Below are 17,077 nucleotides of genomic sequence, written 5' to 3' on the forward strand. Positions count from 1 at the left end.
GAACGGCCCGTCGAATTGCTTTTTAAGCCTGTTTTCTTTTGCGCAACCACCAGCCGATGCCCAGCATAACAAACCACAACGGGGTCACCATCAGCGCCTGACGGGTATCCTCCTGCAGCGTCAGCAGCACCAGCACAAAGGCAAAGAACGCGATGCAGACCCAGCACATGAACCTGCCCATCGGCATCTTATAGCTGGACTCAGCGTGCAGCTCCGGACGCTTCTTACGGTATGCCAGGTATGAACAGAGAATAATCGTCCAGACAAACATAAACAGGATGGCGGAAACGGTGGTCACCAGCGTAAACACCTGCATCACGTTCGGGATTAAATAGATCAGAGCCACGCCGCCCAGAAGGCACAGGCAGGAGAAGAACAAGCCGGTGGTAGGCACGGCACGACGCGAAAGCAGACCAAAACGGCGATGCGCCACGCCCTGCTGTGCCAGACCATAGAGCATCCGGCTGGTGGAGAAGATGCCGCTGTTAGCAGAAGAGGCCGCCGAGGTCAGCACCACAAAGTTGACGATACTTGCAGCAGCCGGCAGGCCAATCAGCATAAACATCTCAACGAACGGGCTGCGGTCAGCAACCACGCTGTTCCACGGCGTTACCGCCATGATCACCAGCAGGGCCAGCACGTAAAACATAATGATGCGCAGCGGAATGGCGTTGATCGCCCGTGGCAGCACTTTTTTCGGGTCATGCGTTTCTGCGGCAGCGGTCCCTACCAGTTCAATCCCTACAAAAGCAAATACCGCTATCTGGAAGCCGGCAAAGAAGCCACTCAGCCCTTTAGGGAACATGCCACCATGATCCCAGATATTACTGATGGCAGCAGTGCCCCCGCCCGGAGAAGGATAATGCATGGCCACCAGCACGATCCCGGTGGCAATCAGCGCCACAATGGCGACGATTTTGATGATCGCAAACCAGAACTCCATCTCTCCGAACAGCTTCACCGTCGCGATATTCAGCGACAGGAACACGAAGATACAGAGCAGAGCGCTCATCCAGATTGAGAAGTCCGGGAACCAGAGCTGAAAGTAGGAACTGATGGCCACCACATCGGCAATCCCGGTCACAACCCAGCAGAACCAGTAGGTCCAGCCGGTGAAATAGCCAGCCCAGGGGCCAAGCAGGTCCGCTGCGAAATCGCTGAACGACTTGTATTCAAGGTTGGAAAGCAGCAGTTCGCCCATGGCCCGCATCACGAAAAACAGCATGAAACCGATGATCATATAAACGAAAATGATCGACGGCCCGGCCAGACTGATGGTTTTTCCAGACCCCATAAACAGGCCGGTGCCGATAGCACCACCGATCGCGATGAGCTGGATATGACGATTATGCAGAGTGCGCCGTAGCTCAACCGGTGCCTCTTCGCTGAGCTGCGACTCTTTTATTTGGTCAACCATAACGGAGTTTTTTCCTGTCCTGTATGTGATGTTATGTAAGCTCTGAAGGCTTTTACGGCGCAAAGCTTAACGTAAAAGCCCCCGGAAGGCAGGTAAAGTTCGGTATAACCAGACTGATTGCACAAAAACGCCGCTACACTTTTACTTCAGCTAACCGTGGGCTGAAGGCCTGCCCAATACGGGCTAAAGCGAGAGGGAAGAGATGGGGTTGATGAAAGGAGCGTTGGCTCTTGCAGGCGTTATGCTACTGCTACTGGCTATAGCGCCCTGGTTTGAGAAAAATTTGCCGCCGGGCTGGAACCCCTTCACGCCGCTTGAGGTCACCGATCCGCCCACCTTTATTACCCGTTATAAAATCAAACGCCTTTCAGGCAATGTTGCAGGCTGCCTTGCGGCCCTGCAAAAAGCTCAGCAGCAGGGCTATATCCGCTTCAGCCAGCCCCCGCCGTCCAGCGGCAATTGCCCTCTGCCAGCACCGGTGAGAGTGCAAAGTTTTGGCGACGTCAGGCTGAGCTCGAGCTTTCTGGCAAGCTGTTCCCTGGCGCTGAGCACCACGATGTTTGTTACACAAACGGCAAAACCGCTGGCGGCGGCAGAATTGGGTTCCCCGCTGGCACGTATCGATCACCTCGGGAGTTATGCCTGCAGAAATATCTATCACCGTGCTGAAGGACGCCTGAGCGAACATGCCACAGCGGATGCGCTGGACATCGCAGGGTTCAGGCTGGCTAATGGCAAATCGATTAGTGTGCTTAAAGTATGGCCCCGTCAGGAAAAAGAGTCTCACTGGCTGCACCAGGTATTCCAGCAGAGTTGTCAGTTTTACGGCAACTCGATTGGCCCTGATTACAACGCCGCCCATGCCAACCATTTTCATCTTGGGATGCGTGGATTTGGCGTCTGTCGCTAACACCACGTTTGAGTTTTGGAGCAGCATTATTTTGTTTGCAGATCAGTTGAAACAAAGCCGGATAACATTGCCTTATCAGCAGGGCTTCTGAAGAGAGCAGGTGCTGAGGCAACTGATTCTGAAAATCACGCGGAGTGGCAACCAGCGGATAACACCCCCAGTCAGATTAATAATCAGCCAGAAATGTTGTGTGCGTTTTTTCATCAGAAAGCCTGGCAATGCCTGCACTTTTAAAGAAGCTCATCACCATAAACGCCACCAGCCAGCCGAAGAATAAGCGGAAATTCAAAAACAATTAACTGAAGTCCCCGAACCATGAAGAAAATTTAGTTTATTATTGAAACTATCCACTCTGAAACAAAATTCGATCACTTTGATAAATTAATTATCATGTAAAACAAGTGGTTATATGTTTCTTTCCGGTTAAGCAGTGGCGTGGCAGAGTGAACGCAAACTTCCAGCTTAATTCACAGGTTCATGTTGTTAACGCCAAAAAATAAGCTTATACACTTACTTTATAAGGGGTTATTAATGAGGTTATGGGCTTGTGCTTAAGCTTTCATTAAAAGCAAATCCCCGTAAAATAAAATAATAAAAACATTAGAATCATAATCTTACTAATATTTTGTCATGGTAATACTCAGGAGCAGTGCCGATGGCTGGCTGCGCATCAAGTAAAAATTCAGTTACTTAAAAATGCCTCTCGCGGGTCAAAAATATTGAATGTTTCCAGGAAAAATCCTATTCTAATCAGGCAAGGTAAACAGACAAATCGGCTAAAAAATTTTCTCTTTTTTCGGGGTTTTCTCCTTTCTGAGCTATTTTTTCCCGGGTAATTTAGAGGAGGTTATTTTTAGATTGCTCTTTTTTTATACTGCTTCAGATGGCTATAAAACTGTTATTGGTTATTATTAATCCTGGGCAGAGACATAACACATTAATAATCTTTCTAGTTTCATTCATTTTCCCCACTAAATGAAAAATTATAAACTGGATGCGGCTGGTGCTTCATCCCGGAGAGGGATAAATGACGGCAGACAGGTATTTGAATTGGCGAAATGAAATCGAGTTGGCTTTCAATCAAATTTTTGTTGCATCTGATATAACAACGCTTATCGAACACCAGACGATTGCGCTGGGATTAGATTTTTATGCGCTGTATATTCGTCATCCTGTGCCTTTTACCAGACCGAAAATTTTCATTTACAGCAGTTATCCTGAGAGATGGGTACGGACGTACCAGAAAGAGGGCTTTGCTGCCATAGACCCTGTTATCGCAAATTGCCAGGTACCAGGTAAAATATTGTTGTGGGACGAGCCTTTGAGTCGCAGTGGTCGTAAAGTGTTTGAGGCCGCTAAAGAACACGGTATTTATTCCGGATTTTCCTGCTCGGCGATGGCTAAAAATAGAGCCATTGGTATATTATCTATGGCCTCTGGTAAAACTTTCGAAAAGATTGAGTTAACGCCAGTTATGCAGCTTAAACTTCAGTATTTATTGGTACTTTCTCTTGAAGCGTTACAACGTGTTAAAGATATTTCCATGTCGGTGATGGATATGGAATTAAGCCAGCGTGAGTTGGAAATCCTGAAATGGACCGCGGAAGGGAAAACCTCCGCAGAAATATCTCTGATTCTTTCAATTTCAGAGAATACGGTTAATTTTCACCAAAAAAATATGCAAAAAAGGTTCAATGCGCCGAATAAAACTCAGGTGGCCTCATACGCAGCCGCAATCGGTTTACTTTAGGGGAGATGCAACTACCAAATCTGGTAGTTTCGAATTACTTATCGGTTGTCTACCCTGCGCCCAGGGTAACAACCCTGATCGTGCCGTCAGGAGCGGCGTTCACGAGGGAATGCGAGAGGGGATCAATGATGAAAATTATCCAGACCAAGCTTAAGGACATGCCATCCTCTTTGTTGGCAGAATTGGGAAGTTATCGCTATAACGTGTTTGCCCGCGGGGAAGGGTGGTCTATCCCCTCCCGATTGAGTACGCCAGGCCAGGAATACGATCGTTTCGATCGCTCTGATGTTATCTGGCTGATTGCCTGGAAAGCACAGCACGGGATCTGTGGCTGCGCAAGGCTGATGCAGTGGCAGGATCCCGAGACAGGCTCGATTTCAGAAGGCCGCGATAAAAAGCCGGATCCGGTGTGGGAGATGTCACGCTTCTCCGCCAAGCTGGATATCGATGCTGAATTGCCGCTGAGCATTTTGTGGCACAGCGTGCAGCTGGCTGAGCAATCCGGTATTGACTACCTGTACAGCGCAGCGACGCCAATGCTGGAGCAGATGTTTGAACAGCACCAGGTGGTTTATGAACCCTTAACGGCTGGTGTCATTCAGTCTGAAGATAATCTGTTTGCTGTCCGAATCCCGGTGAGTCAGCCAGGCCTCGCTGAAAAGTTCAAGGGTGCACGCCGGTTCAGTCCGGAAGAGGTGTTGCCAACCCTGGGCGTGTCAGTGAGCTGGGGCGCCAGAGGACGCTAGCTCTGCCATCTTGCCCATAGCGTGATCAACAACCATGCGGCCAGACACCAGCAGGCAACTGCACTGGCCAGCGCGAAGGGCAATCGCATCATTCCGATAAAATACCAGAGCGAAAGCAGGTAGATAAAATAGGGAATGATGGCCCACATGCCGAAGATAATTGTGGTGCGTAACGCTTCGATACCGCGATCGCTGGCGACAATGTAATGTGCTATCAGAGCGAAAGTGGGGAAGAGTGGCAGAAGGCCGGCAATATAATAGTTTCGCGTTTTGGAGAGCATGCCGATCAGTACCACTACCAGCGCGCCCAGAACTGCTTTGAAAAGTAAGCCCATTGTTCCATTCAGCTAAAAGGAAAACCTAACCATGTTACAACAGGGGAGGAAAATCAATGGGCTTTGGCATTGCGGTCAGAATTACTGGCGATAAGCCTGTTTAATCTGTTTGATGGTGCTGCTGAACACATCTGCCTGTTGCTGGTCGGTCAGCTGGTCAATATAGCGTTCCATGTTAATAATGACTTTCCCGGCGTCTGCCTGTCCCATACCTTTTAACATGAAGGTGACCAGGGCTTTCATACAGGCCATCTCTTCTGACAACGTTTTCGTCTCTTCGCTGGTTGAAAAGTCAGTGTTGCTCATGATTTCTCCTTATTGTCCTCGTCCGTTCAACGGCTCCGCCTGGCGCCGCTGAAAAAGTAATGCATAACTGAGTGTATCACATAACCCTCGGGGCGAGGCCAGCAGCACTGTGAGGCAGATGAACAGCGCTCAGGTAAACTTGCCATTATTTCATTTCTAACGCCGATCAAAAGAGTGGTAAGATCGCCCCTTCTCATACCGTCTGAAACACTCCGGTAAACCCACTTGGAGAGACCTGCTTGATTAGCGTTTTTCTTGTTGATGACCATGAACTGGTACGTGCTGGCATCCGCCGCATACTGGAAGAGATCAAAGGTTTCCAGGTAACCGGTGAGGCTAACTGCGGTGAAGACGCAGTAAAATGGTGTCGTGCCAACTCTCCGGACGTGGTGCTGATGGATATGAGCATGCCCGGTATTGGTGGCCTGGAAGCTACACGCAAAATTGTGCGTTACAATCCTGACATCAAAATCATCATGCTGACCATTCATACAGAAAATCCCTTACCCGCCAGGGTCATGCAGGCTGGCGCTTCCGGCTATCTCAGCAAAGGGGCTGCGCCTCAGGAAGTGGTGAATGCGATACGCCAGGTTAACTCCGGCCAGCGTTACATCGCTTCAGATATTGCGCAGCAGATGGCACTGAGCCAGATTGAACCGCAAAAAACAGATTCTCCCTTCGAGAGTTTGTCGGAACGTGAATTGCAGATTATGCTGATGATTACTAAGGGGCAGAAAGTCGCGGAGATTTCCGGGCAGTTGAACCTCAGCCCTAAAACCGTTAACAGCTATCGCTACCGCATGTTCAGCAAGCTCAACATCAGCGGTGACGTTGAGTTAACACACCTGGCCATCCGTCATGGCCTGTTCAATGCGGAGTCGTTAATCAGTAGTGAATGAACAGTTTGATGCCAAATCCTTCCTGAAATCTGTTACCAGCCAGCCAGGCGTTTATCGCATGTATGATGCGGGTGGCACGGTAATCTATGTCGGTAAAGCCAAAGATTTAAAGAAACGTCTGACCAGTTACTTTCGCGGCAACCTTGCAAGCCGGAAAACGGAAGCGCTGGTGGCCAATATTGCTCAAATCGATGTCACTGTAACCCATACGGAAACTGAGGCACTGCTGCTTGAGCACAACTACATCAAGCTGTATCAGCCGCGTTACAACGTGCTGCTGCGCGATGACAAATCTTATCCATTTATCTTCCTGAGTGCCGATACGCATCCCCGCCTCGCCAGCCATCGTGGCGCCAAACAGGCTAAAGGAGAGTATTTCGGACCTTTCCCTAACGGCTATGCTGTTCGTGAAACTTTATCATTGCTGCAGAAAGTGTTCCCGGTGCGGCAGTGTGAAAACAATGTTTATCGCAACCGGTCACGGCCCTGCCTGCAATACCAGATTGGCCGCTGCCTTGGCCCTTGTGTTGAGGGGCTGGTCAGTGAGGAAGAGTACGCTCAGCAGATTGAATATGTCAGGCTGTTTCTTTCCGGAAAAGATGATCAGGTGGTCAATCAGCTGGTCTCAAGGATGGAAAATGCCAGCCGTGACCTGAAGTTTGAAGAAGCCGGACGGCTGCGCGATCAGATTCAGGCCGTGCGCCGGGTAACAGAACGTCAGTTTGTTTCAAATAACGGCGACGATCTGGATGTGATTGGCGTGGCATTCGATTCCGGGATGGCCTGCCTTCACGTTCTCTTTATCCGGCAGGGCAAGGTGCTGGGCAGCCGCAGTTACTTTCCTAAAGTGCCCAACGATACCGACCTGGCTGAAGTTGTTCAGACGTTTGTCGGACAATTTTATCTACAGGGGAGCGAGGCTCGCACTCTGCCGTCGGATATTCTGTTGGATTTTATTCTGCCGGAAAAAGATCTGCTGGCCGACTCCCTGACCGGGCTGGCGGGGCGGAAAGTCTCGATCCAAAGCAAGCCTCGTGGCGATCGCGCACGTTACCTGAAGCTGGCCCGCACTAATGCCAGCACCGCGCTGGTCAGCCGTCTGTCACAGCAGTCCACCATTCATCAACGTCTCAGGGCGCTAAGCGAAGTGCTTGAGCTGCCTGAGATCAACCGGATGGAGTGTTTCGACATCAGCCATACAATGGGCGAGCAAACCGTGGCATCGTGCGTGGTATTTGATGCCAATGGCCCGCTGCGTTCCGAATATCGCCGCTACAACATCACTGGCATCACGCCCGGCGATGACTATGCCGCGATGAATCAGGTGTTGCGTCGTCGTTACGGTAAGGCACTCGAAGAGAGCAAAATCCCGGATGTGATACTGATCGATGGCGGCAAAGGCCAGCTTTCGCAGGCAAAAACGGTGTTTGCAGAACTGGATGTTCCCTGGGATAAAGACCGGCCCATTCTGTTAGGCGTAGCGAAAGGGGCCGACCGTAAAGCCGGGCTGGAAACGCTGTTCTTTGAACCAGAAGGCGAAGGCTTTTCCCTGCCATCTGACTCACCGGCTCTGCATGTGATCCAGCATATTCGTGATGACTCTCACAATCATGCAATAACCGGTCACCGTAATAAGCGCGCCAAAGTCAAGAACACCAGCGCGCTGGAGACGATAGAAGGGATAGGACCAAAACGACGTCAGATGCTGCTCAAGTACATGGGAGGCCTGCAACCGCTTATGAATGCCTCGGTCGATGAGTTAGCAAAAGTTCCTGGCATTTCCCGCGTGCTGGCGGAGAAAATCTTTTATTCGCTGAAACACTAAGCATTGCAACCCCAGGGGCAATGTAGGAACATAGGGACAAATCCTACTCTGCCCAAACAGTTAGCGTACCTATGCATTTTAACATTCCAACGTTACTTACCCTGTTTCGTGTTGTTTTAATCCCGTTCTTTGTGCTGGCTTTCTATCTGCCATTTGTATGGGCTCCTCTGGCTTGTGCGCTAATCTTTATCTTTGCCGCGATCACTGACTGGTTTGATGGCTACCTGGCTCGTCGCTGGAAGCAGACCACCCGTTTTGGTGCCTTCCTTGACCCGGTGGCCGATAAAGTGATGGTGGCTATGGCGCTGGTGCTGGTGGCGGAATATTTTCACTCCTGGTGGATTACGCTGCCTGCAGCAACCATGATTGCCCGCGAAATCATCATCTCTGCACTGCGCGAGTGGATGGCAGAGATTGGAAAACGCAGCAGCGTGGCCGTCTCCTGGATTGGCAAAGTAAAAACCACTGCGCAGATGTTATCGCTGTTTGCTCTGTTATGGCGTCCGGACAGCACCGTTGTGGGTGTCGGTGTGGTGGCTTTATACATTGCGGCGGTTCTCACGTTCTGGTCAATGTTCCAGTATCTGAACGCAGCGCGCGGTGATTTGTTCGAACGGTGATCGATGCGATTCAAAAAGCAGCAAACGGAAGGAATGTGCGGATAATTGTGTTGACTCATTTCTCCAGAACAGTAGAATGCAACGCATCGAAAGGCAGCAAGCCTGCCAGAAGATAAAGTAAATCAGCAGCTTCTGCGAGTCAGTACTGTTGAATGCGGGAATAGCTCAGTTGGTAGAGCACGACCTTGCCAAGGTCGGGGTCGCGAGTTCGAGTCTCGTTTCCCGCTCCAGATTTTAATCATCAGACTGTCTGGTGATACAGCAAGATTAAGGCGCGTTGGCAGAGTGGCCATGCAGCGGATTGCAAATCCGTGAACCTCGGTTCGACTCCGGGACGCGCCTCCACTTTACACCCATGCCCGGGTGGTGAAATCGGTAGACACAAGGGATTTAAAATCCCTCGGCTTATGGCTGTGCGGGTTCAAGTCCCGCCCCGGGCACCATTATTTTCTACCGATTTAAAACGAATAAAAACAAGCACTTTGTGCAATGTCGTCGAACCGCCCAAGGGCGGTTTTTTTGTGCCTGCAATTTGGCAGTGGCGATGAAATGGCGACGCAGCATTTAAGCTGCTGCCTAGTCATCTGTTGTCAGGTTATCAAAAGGATTAAGGGTGATGGCTGCATCAAGGTGATCTGGTGCAAAATGAGCGTACCTCCTGAATATTAGCAGCAAAGATGCATCTGTCTGTGTTGGCCGGAACGCCACGCTTGTGGTGGGCGCGGCGCTGACTGAAAAAATAGTGGACATCCGTCGCAGCACGGCGGCAGCCCAGCAACTGATCGCACCGGTTGTGATACTGGGTAACGGTGAAATAAACCTGCTTATCCTGCTGACCGACACGCTTGATGTGGTCAACGAACTGGCAACGCTGACCGCCAGCCATACGCACCCCGATACCGGCCAGAGCCAGCAGGCCGCACAGTTCACCGCCAGCGCGACGAAAACCCGCACCCTCTTTGCAAAATTTAGTGAACAAGGAAGAAACTTGATGATTAGTGCCAGAAAATTAGCTGATGAAATGGCTGATGCGATCCACGTTGATGGAAATTTTTCCGTGGATTTCTAAAGGGGTTCGTGAACTGGCCCGTTGATATTTATTATCTTGGCCGGGATTACCTTGATACAGACCACAGAGCTATCAATTCGCATGACAAAGAAAGAATAGTCAGGATGGTGAAGCATGGGATGGCCTCAAGGCGGAACCTGGAAAAAGTCCTGCACCTGTTTATGGATAATTTTTTCCAGCATGTCGATTTTAATAAATTGAAAGAGCTTTCTGCTAAAGGCGGTGGGAATTTTCTGGGAAAAATGACATTCAACCAGTTAGCCACTGCGAATATGGGGTACGTCTTTTCATCCAAATTAATCCCCAGAATGGTCACAGGAATGACAATAGGGAGCATCCTGTCGTTAGGGGCGGCAATGTCTCGTTCAGTATATGTTTCAAGGGAGTTACAGCGCCGCAATTCCAATGCCTACAACATGCTTCGGCGGCTGGGAGATCTGGATCTTCTGTATTTCATGGTTGAAGAGAAAACCAGGCCTTTTGAAGACGCCGCTGCGCTATGGTTCACAGATCGCGATAAATTTCACCAGACTTGCTGTTACTTTTTCGAGAAAGTTTAAATATGAAGAAATTACTGCTGGCATCATTTTCACGCATCATTCAGGGGATTGGAATGGGTGTATGCGGATTATCACTAGTCTGTATGGTATGGTTCGTGTTTTTCTCATTCAGCGAGTACAGATACTACCTGGCTGCTTTAACCGTAGTGGGGATGATACTGGGCTACTACATTTTTAAGTTCGCTGTACGAAAAATCTATGATGAGAGTCCCAGCGACTGGTGATCCTGATGGCGATGAAATCACGCCATAAGCCTAAATACGCAGATAGACGCAATTTAAAAAGCCTTATAGCTCATAATTTTATGATTTATAAGGCTGATAGTTAGTTTTTAAAATCCCTCGGTTTATGGCTGTGCGGGTTCAAGTCCCGCCCCGGGCACCATTATTTTCTACCGATTTATAACGAATAAAAACAAGCACTTTGTGCAATGTCGTCGAACCTCCCACGGGAGGTTTTTTTGTGCCTGCAATTCCCCGCCTGACATGATTTTTGCGCGTTGAATAAGTATTCACTTCTCTGAAAAAGATAAGCCGCCGGTTTGCACCGCATTCAGCTCAACTAAGTTCCAAATCCAAATCCAAATCCAAATCCGGAAACAGCAAACCAAAGCTGGTCACGCCGTCATGGCTCTCAACCCAGCATCTTCCCTGATGCAGTTGCATAATTGAGTTCACAATTGATAACCCCAGTCCGCTGGATTGTCCGGAATCATGGCGGGATGGATCGGCGCGATAGAAACGATCGAAAATTCGCTCCTGATGCACCGGGGCTATGGTTTCACCACGGTTCACAATCCGGATACTCATACCCTGCGCCCTAGGTTGTGCAATTATTTCAATCTGGCTTGCCGGGCTGGCGTAGCGCACGGCATTAGAGAGCAGGTTTGCCAGCGCTCTGCGCAGCAACAGGGCATCTGCAAATACCGTTCCGCTACCGCTTGTGTGGATTGTCTGGTTCTGGTCAGCGGCGACATCCTCAAAATAGTCACACACCCTGGCCATCTCACCGCTGATATCAAGACGGGTACGCTGAATCTCCTGGTCAGGCTGCTCCGCCTGTGCCAGAAAAAGCATATTGTCGATCATTCGTGACATACGCTGTAGCTCTTCAAAATTAGAACCAAGCAGTTGCTGATAGTAAGTGCTGTCGCGTGGCGCACTCAGTCCCACTTCTGTCTGACCGAGCAGGGTGGTGATCGGGGTGCGCAAATCGTGGGCCATATCTGCACTGACCTGTTTCAATTGCTGGTATCCGCGTTCAAGTCTTTCCAGCATGGCGTTGATCTGATCAATCAGAGTATCCAGCTCTCTTGGGGCCTCCTCCTTATTCAATCTTGAGGAGAGCGTTCTGGTACTGATTCGGGCTGTACGCTCAGCGAGCGAGCGTAAAGGAGAGACGCCATAATGAGCGGCGATAAACGCCAGCACCACGGAGATGGCTGCCATCACTGAGGCGAAAAGGAGTATTTTGTTGCGGTAGGTTTCAAGAATACGGGTTCGATCGCTTAATACCCTTGCCGACAGAATTTCCAGCGGCGGCAAAGCATTTGCCGAAGGACTTATGGCCGCCATATAAACCATCGGGGTTCCGTCAGCGATTTTTGCATGATGTACCGCGCTCAATTTCAGAGGCTGGCCGGTATCAACCGGCGTGACGGAGGGAATATCACGCTGTGCAGGGTTAACTTCCAACAGCGTATTTCCGCCTACATAGCGGATCACCAGCAGCGATTCAGTATTCCCCAGCATATTGGCAAAAAGGCCGGGTTTTTCATGGATTAGCTGACGGGCATTAAGATCCTTCAGCAGGGTACTGATTTGGTCGACGCGGGCAACCAGCGCCGCATCATCACGCAGGGATAACTGCTGGCTCAATGCGTAATAGAGAACACCGCCCATCAGCGTGAAGGCCACAAAGGAGAATGCCGCCAGCAGCAGCGCCAGCCGTAAAGTCAGCGAAGCACGTTTCATGATTCGGTTTCGCAACGGTAGCCGACACCGTATACCGTATGAATCAGGCGTACCTGAAAGGGATCGTCAATTTTCTGCCGCAGCCGGCGTACGGCAACATCAATCACGTTGGTGTCACTGTCGAAATTCATATCCCAGATGCGGGAAGCCAGATAAGTCCGTGACAGGACCTGGCCAGGATGCTGCAGGAAACAGACTAAAAGCCGAAACTCTTTATTGGTCAGGGTGATACGTTTGCCATCTCGTTCGCAACGGACCCTGGTCACATCGACTTTCAGGTCAGCAAGCGTCAGTATCTCATCCTGTTCGGCCGTAGGATGCCCCCGGCGCAAAATAATGCGGATACGCGCCAGAAGCTCAGCAAATGAGAAGGGCTTTACCAGATAGTCATCGGCTCCAAGACCTAACCCCCGCAGACGATCTTCCAGCGTGCCGCGCGCGCTGAGGAACAGCACCGGCGTCTGGCTGTGGGCGCGCAATCGCTCCATCACCGTCCAGCCGCTAATCTCTGGCAACATCACATCCAGCAGGATCAAATCGTAAGTCTCTTCCCGCGCACAGTGCAGCCCATCAATACCGTTGGCTGCCCAGTCAGCGGTGTAGCCCGCTTCCTGAAGCCCGTTGACCAGGTAGGCTGCGGTTTTAGCTTCGTCTTCAACAATCAGTATTTTCAAGCGCCAGCATCCCTTTAACAGGAGAAAAGGGCGCTCCCGGAGCGCCTGAGGTTACTGACAAAGTGCAGACTCCCATCGCTTCGGGTTTCGTCAGCAGTCAGGGGCGCTGAATGCGCCCCATCCTGGTCATTATAAGATCGGTGCACTTCAGTAGCCAGGTACGTGCGCCGCTTTCATAATCAGATTGGCGACCGCCTGTGGCTGAGAAATCAGCGAAACATGGCTGGATTTCAGCTCAATGGTGTGTGCGTTCATACGTTTAGCCATGAAGCGTTCCAGGTCTGGATTGATAGTGCGATCTTCAGTGGAGACCGCGTACCAGGAGGGTTTGTCATGCCAGGCGGCGACGGTGGTTTTTGCCGTGGTGATGGCTTTACCCATTGGCTGCTGAACGGCGTAATAAGCCCTGGCTTCGCTTGCCGGTAGATCGCCCGCAAAGTCATGGATAAAAGCCGATTCGGTCAGCGCACCGTAACCATCGTCATTCCATTTCAGACCTGCGGAGGCGGGAGCCGCAGGAAATTTTTTCGTCAGTGCAGGATAATCTTCGCCCGCTTCAGGTGCCCGGGCCGCAATATAGACCAGACCTTTCACTTCCGGGATATCGCCAGCCTGACTGATTGCCATGCCGCCATAAGAGTGGGCGACCAGGATCACCGGGCCCTTTTGTTGTGCCAGCGTCCGCTTCACCGCAGCAACGTCATCATCCAGGGAGGTGGTAGGGTTTTGCACTGCCGTAACGTGCAGACCTTTAGCCTGCAACAGGGGAATCACTTTGCCCCAGCTTGAGCCGTCGGCGAACAGCCCATGGACCAGAACAATATTTTTAACTTCCTGCGGAGCGGCATCAGCGCGGGCAACTGAGATGTTCATTCCAGCCAGAGCCAGGGAAGCTATTGCAGAGAGATAACGTAATTTCATGATCTATCCTCAGGATTCAACAGGGTGTAGAGCCACTTTACTTAGCTGGCTCCCACAAACTGCTGACGAGGAAATGACAACAAAATGACAAAATCAGTGCACCAGGGCTTAAGCCGAACCTGGCACAGCCACTGAAGTCGCTGGCCTCTCTGTCACTTTTTGTCATGGAATGTAATAGAGCTTAAGCGTGGTTGAGCGCTAAACGACTGAACGTTCTAATAAAAAACCTTAAATATCTTCCGGAGTTTTTTATGTCAGGTCGTGCACTATTACTGGTAAACCCTAAAGCCAGAAAAGGGCAGCAGTCGCCGGATGCTATCTGCGGGTTATTTGCACAGCAGGGAGTGGAAATTATTCGCCCTGACAAAGAGCTGAGTCTTTCGGATGCCGTACGGCATTATGCGGGGGAGGTAGACAAAGTTATTGTGGGGGGAGGGGATGGATCGCTTAATGCAGTGGCTGATTCTCTTTGTGAAACCGGGCTTCCTCTGGGCATCCTTCCTTTAGGGACGGCGAATGACCTGGCCCGCACGCTTGCTATCCCCCGTTCTTTGCCTCAGGCCGTGGCCATTATTGCCCGTGGGCACCTTCGCCAGTTGGATCTGGGTGACGTGAACGGGCATCCTTTCTTTAATGTGGCCAGCATTGGATTTTCTGCCTCGCTGGCAAAAAACCTGACCGCAGAATCAAAAAAACGCTGGGGAGTTGTGGGTTATGCCCTGGCAGCCGGAAAATTATTTCGTCAGAGCCGTCCCTTCACCGTGGAAATTACCCACGAGGGAACAGTGGAAAAAGTCAAAACCATCCAGCTATCGGTAGGTAACGGACGCTTTTATGGTGGTGGGATGACGGTAGAGCAAGCGGCCCGTCCTGATGACGGACAGCTTGATGTTTACAGCCTGGAGCTGGACCACTGGTGGGAAATGCTGGCTCTGATGCCCTGGCTGCGACGCGGCACGCACGGCAACTGGCAAAAAGTCCGGGCTTTTCCTGCAACCAGTCTGACAGTGACTACCAGGCGACCCCATAATATCAATGCCGACGGTGAAATTGTCGGGACAACGCCCGCAGTGTTCAGCCTGCGAAAGGCGGCCGTCAGCGTTTATGCGCCTGAGTGAGCCTGGGGTCAGTCAAACAGCTTCAGCTTAGCCGTGAGTTTTCTCAGCGCTTTTTTCTCGCCAACTATGCCTAATCCAAGGTGTTGCAGGCTGTCGGTTGGAATATGGCTGACCGCCTCACTAAAGGCGGCGTAGTCCACGGTCATTTGCCCCTCAACCGGGAACAGAACCAGATCAAAACCCCTCTCCTGACACTGACCCGTCAGCGAACCGAGCTGTTCGTTGGTGGCTGCCAGAATCGGGATGCCCACAGGGATCAATCCCGGATGGGCCTGACCACTGCCATCAACCAGTGGAGAGCCTACAAAACCAGGGTGGCGCTGCCCCAGCGTCAATGAAATAACGGCGGCCGCATTGGTTGCTTTGCCCACGGGCAGATCGTTATTGAGGATAACTACACAGCGCAGATCGTTCATCCGCTCTTCTCCATCAGCTAAAAAGAGCAGAGTAGGGCAGCGGCGGGATTCAGTCTGGAAGATTTGTGCAGCGTTGCTGATAGTAAGCCGGCGTCAGCTGATAGGCGCGGCGGAACCAGCGCCCAAGGTGGCTCTGATCGGCAAATCCCAGATGGGCGGCGACCTCCGCTGGCGGCATACCCCCTGAAAGCATTTGCCGGGCATGGGTCAGCCGCAACTGAATAAGCCAGGCATGGGGCGGCAGACCGAACCGGGCCTGAAACTCGCGCGACAGACGGAACCGATCCACCCCCAGCGCCTGGGCCATATCGCTGAGTCCGATATTTTCATGCAGATGATCGTGCAGCCAGCTTCTGGCCTTCAGCGCCAGCGCCTTTTCCTCATGGGGGATCACCACCGATTTTCGCCAGTGCTGATGCTGGGTAAGGGCGGCGAACAGTTGTTGCATGGCCGTCTCTTTCACAATCTTCAGCTCCCTGTCGTGCAGGCACTGGAAAGCCTGAAAGGTTGCATAAGCCAGCCGTCGATCGCCGGAAAGCGTGCGGGCAAAATTCAGTTCAAAGCTGTCGGGGACATTGCCAAAAATGGTTCTCAGCTGCTGGTGCATAAAATCAGCATCCACATAGAGCATCCGATAAGTGAAGCCTTTTTCATCTATGGCATCGCCATCATGCAATTCACCCGGCTCCAGCATAAACACCGTTCCCGGATGGCTCTGATGTTTCTTACGGCGGGAGTGAAATTGCTGTACTCCTTGTTCAGTCACGCCAATCAGCCAGGTATCGTGCCAGTGAGGATCGTAAGCATGTCCGGTGAAATGCGCGCGGATGGCTTCCACCGGCAGATCGTTATCTCTGGTCAGTTGCACCCAACCCGGCTTGTTCATCACTCTGGCCCCGCATCGTTGATCCTGTTATCAGGTTATAGCCCTGTTAAGACCTGCGCAATATGTTGTTAGCGGGCGCGAACCCCTGAGCGCGGCAGGCAGGTCACTATTTTTGTTTTTTTTAAATATTTGTTCTTGCTTCCTCTTCCTGACGGCTATGATCCTTGATTATAATTGCCGACCCATTTAGTTAGATATCTAATCATCAGGCCTCTACATTTTGAATGCTCAGGAACTCAACTTCTCGCGCTTATTGCATCTGACGGCTCATGCCTGGCGCCAGGCTATCGATCGGCGGATGAAAGACAAAGGGCTGAGCATGAGCAGCTGGATGGCCGTGGCAACCATAGCTATTCAGGAAGAACCGATCAGCCAGAAGCAGCTAGCCCAGGCGCTGGGGCTGGAAGATGCCAGCGTGGTGCCTCTGATTGACCGGCTGGTAAAACAGCAGCTGGTCCAGCGTATTCAGCCGGAGGAGGACCGCCGCAAGCGACTGCTGCACGTTACTGCTCAGGGCAATTCCCTCTATCAAACGCTGAAAGTGGAGGCGGACAGCCTGCGCAACGAACTGCTCGCCGATATCAACCCTGAAGAACTGGCGATTACCCAGCGCGTGCTCCAGCGGCTACTCACAGCCACCGAGGCGAAATAA

General features: G+C 51.3%; 18 protein-coding genes, 3 tRNA genes and 1 pseudogene. 13 read left to right on the forward strand and 9 right to left on the reverse strand.

Going from position 1 to position 17,077, the window contains the following annotated elements; genetic code table 11:
• Positions 1–22 precede the first annotated feature (22 nt).
• Positions 23–1,417, reverse strand: a complete 1,395-nt coding sequence (gene cycA, locus VRC33_RS08345) for a D-serine/D-alanine/glycine transporter (RefSeq protein ID WP_338562746.1) — start codon at positions 1,415–1,417, stop codon at positions 23–25.
• A 211-nt stretch (positions 1,418–1,628) separates the two neighbouring features.
• On the opposite strand from cycA, the gene VRC33_RS08350 reads away from it, so the two are divergent.
• The 3 genes from VRC33_RS08350 (at position 1,629) to VRC33_RS08360 (ending at position 4,823) form a co-directional block, all read left to right on the forward strand.
• Positions 1,629–2,327 (forward strand): extensin family protein, encoded by a 699-nt coding sequence (locus VRC33_RS08350; protein WP_338562747.1) that lies wholly within the window; start codon positions 1,629–1,631, stop codon positions 2,325–2,327.
• Positions 2,328–3,354: 1,027 nt separating this feature from the next.
• A complete protein-coding gene (sdiA, locus tag VRC33_RS08355; RefSeq protein WP_338562749.1) occupies positions 3,355–4,077 on the forward strand; it encodes a transcriptional regulator SdiA in 723 nt (240 codons plus the stop codon).
• A 128-nt stretch (positions 4,078–4,205) separates the two neighbouring features.
• Positions 4,206–4,823, forward strand: coding sequence for an autoinducer synthase (locus VRC33_RS08360; protein WP_338564170.1), 618 nt, complete (start codon positions 4,206–4,208; stop codon positions 4,821–4,823).
• Here the strand turns inward: VRC33_RS08360 and VRC33_RS08365 are convergent.
• Together VRC33_RS08365 and VRC33_RS08370 are read right to left on the reverse strand one after the other, a co-directional pair.
• Positions 4,820–5,158 (reverse strand): GlpM family protein, encoded by a 339-nt coding sequence (locus VRC33_RS08365; protein WP_338562751.1) that lies wholly within the window; start codon positions 5,156–5,158, stop codon positions 4,820–4,822. The genes VRC33_RS08360 and VRC33_RS08365 overlap by 4 nt on opposite strands.
• Before the next feature lie 81 nt (positions 5,159–5,239).
• Positions 5,240–5,464, reverse strand: a complete 225-nt coding sequence (locus tag VRC33_RS08370) for a DUF2594 family protein (RefSeq protein WP_053145695.1) — start codon at positions 5,462–5,464, stop codon at positions 5,240–5,242.
• A gap of 239 nt (positions 5,465–5,703) precedes the next feature.
• On the opposite strand from VRC33_RS08370, the gene uvrY reads away from it, so the two are divergent.
• The 6 genes from uvrY to VRC33_RS08400 all read left to right on the forward strand — a co-directional run bounded on the left by uvrY (position 5,704) and on the right by VRC33_RS08400 (position 9,251).
• Positions 5,704–6,363, forward strand: coding sequence for a UvrY/SirA/GacA family response regulator transcription factor (gene uvrY / locus VRC33_RS08375; RefSeq protein WP_338562753.1), 660 nt, complete (start codon positions 5,704–5,706; stop codon positions 6,361–6,363).
• On the forward strand, positions 6,356–8,188 hold the full coding sequence (gene uvrC, locus VRC33_RS08380; protein WP_338562755.1) for an excinuclease ABC subunit UvrC: 1,833 nt from the start codon (positions 6,356–6,358) through the stop codon (positions 8,186–8,188). The genes uvrY and uvrC overlap by 8 nt, the downstream gene beginning before the upstream one ends.
• Positions 8,189–8,259: 71 nt before the next feature.
• A complete protein-coding gene (gene pgsA, locus VRC33_RS08385) occupies positions 8,260–8,808 on the forward strand; it encodes a CDP-diacylglycerol--glycerol-3-phosphate 3-phosphatidyltransferase (protein WP_338562758.1) in 549 nt (182 codons plus the stop codon).
• Between the two features lie 154 nt (positions 8,809–8,962).
• A tRNA-Gly gene (locus tag VRC33_RS08390) sits at positions 8,963–9,038 on the forward strand.
• Positions 9,039–9,079: 41 nt separating this feature from the next.
• Positions 9,080–9,153, forward strand: a tRNA-Cys gene (locus VRC33_RS08395).
• Positions 9,154–9,165: 12 nt separating this feature from the next.
• Positions 9,166–9,251, forward strand: a tRNA-Leu gene (locus VRC33_RS08400).
• A gap of 133 nt (positions 9,252–9,384) precedes the next feature.
• On the opposite strand, the pseudogene VRC33_RS08405 reads toward VRC33_RS08400, so the two are convergent.
• Positions 9,385–9,465 (reverse strand): annotated as a pseudogene (locus VRC33_RS08405) (integrase); the annotation flags it as partial.
• A gap of 58 nt (positions 9,466–9,523) precedes the next feature.
• Between VRC33_RS08405 and VRC33_RS08410 the strand changes: the two are divergent.
• A complete protein-coding gene (locus tag VRC33_RS08410) occupies positions 9,524–9,877 on the forward strand; it encodes a hypothetical protein (RefSeq protein ID WP_338562761.1) in 354 nt (117 codons plus the stop codon).
• Positions 9,878–9,885: 8 nt separating this feature from the next.
• Entirely contained in the window at positions 9,886–10,437 is a 552-nt protein-coding gene (locus VRC33_RS08415; protein WP_338562764.1) for a hypothetical protein, read from the forward strand.
• A 557-nt stretch (positions 10,438–10,994) separates the two neighbouring features.
• On the opposite strand, the gene VRC33_RS08420 is transcribed toward VRC33_RS08415, so the two are convergent.
• The 3 genes from VRC33_RS08420 to VRC33_RS08430 all read right to left on the reverse strand — a co-directional run bounded on the left by VRC33_RS08420 (position 10,995) and on the right by VRC33_RS08430 (position 14,005).
• Positions 10,995–12,410 carry a heavy metal sensor histidine kinase gene (locus tag VRC33_RS08420; RefSeq protein ID WP_338562767.1) on the reverse strand — a complete coding sequence of 472 codons (1,416 nt, stop codon included), beginning with the start codon at positions 12,408–12,410 and terminating at the stop codon, positions 10,995–10,997.
• The gene (locus VRC33_RS08425; protein ID WP_338562769.1) at positions 12,407–13,084 is read right to left on the reverse strand and encodes a heavy metal response regulator transcription factor; all 678 of its coding nucleotides are present in this window, start codon (positions 13,082–13,084) and stop codon (positions 12,407–12,409) included. The genes VRC33_RS08420 and VRC33_RS08425 overlap by 4 nt, the downstream gene beginning before the upstream one ends.
• Before the next feature lie 147 nt (positions 13,085–13,231).
• On the reverse strand, positions 13,232–14,005 hold the full coding sequence (locus VRC33_RS08430; protein ID WP_338562771.1) for an alpha/beta hydrolase: 774 nt from the start codon (positions 14,003–14,005) through the stop codon (positions 13,232–13,234).
• A gap of 251 nt (positions 14,006–14,256) precedes the next feature.
• On the opposite strand from VRC33_RS08430, the gene VRC33_RS08435 reads away from it, so the two are divergent.
• Positions 14,257–15,123, forward strand: coding sequence for a lipid kinase (locus VRC33_RS08435; protein WP_338562772.1), 867 nt, complete (start codon positions 14,257–14,259; stop codon positions 15,121–15,123).
• An 8-nt stretch (positions 15,124–15,131) separates the two neighbouring features.
• Here VRC33_RS08435 and VRC33_RS08440 read toward each other — a convergent pair whose 3' ends face one another.
• On the reverse strand, positions 15,132–15,539 hold the full coding sequence (locus tag VRC33_RS08440) for a DUF2000 domain-containing protein (RefSeq protein ID WP_338562774.1): 408 nt from the start codon (positions 15,537–15,539) through the stop codon (positions 15,132–15,134).
• A gap of 49 nt (positions 15,540–15,588) precedes the next feature.
• Positions 15,589–16,425, reverse strand: coding sequence for an AraC family transcriptional regulator (locus VRC33_RS08445; protein WP_338564173.1), 837 nt, complete (start codon positions 16,423–16,425; stop codon positions 15,589–15,591).
• 220 nt (positions 16,426–16,645) lie between these two features.
• Here VRC33_RS08445 and VRC33_RS08450 point away from each other — a divergent pair, with 220 nt between their 5' ends.
• Complete coding sequence (locus tag VRC33_RS08450; protein ID WP_338562777.1) at positions 16,646–17,077, forward strand: MarR family transcriptional regulator; 432 nt, start codon at positions 16,646–16,648, stop codon at positions 17,075–17,077.

The sequence above is a fragment of the Erwinia sp. E_sp_B01_1 genome, from assembly GCF_036865545.1.
GTDB lineage: Bacteria > Pseudomonadota > Gammaproteobacteria > Enterobacterales > Enterobacteriaceae > Erwinia.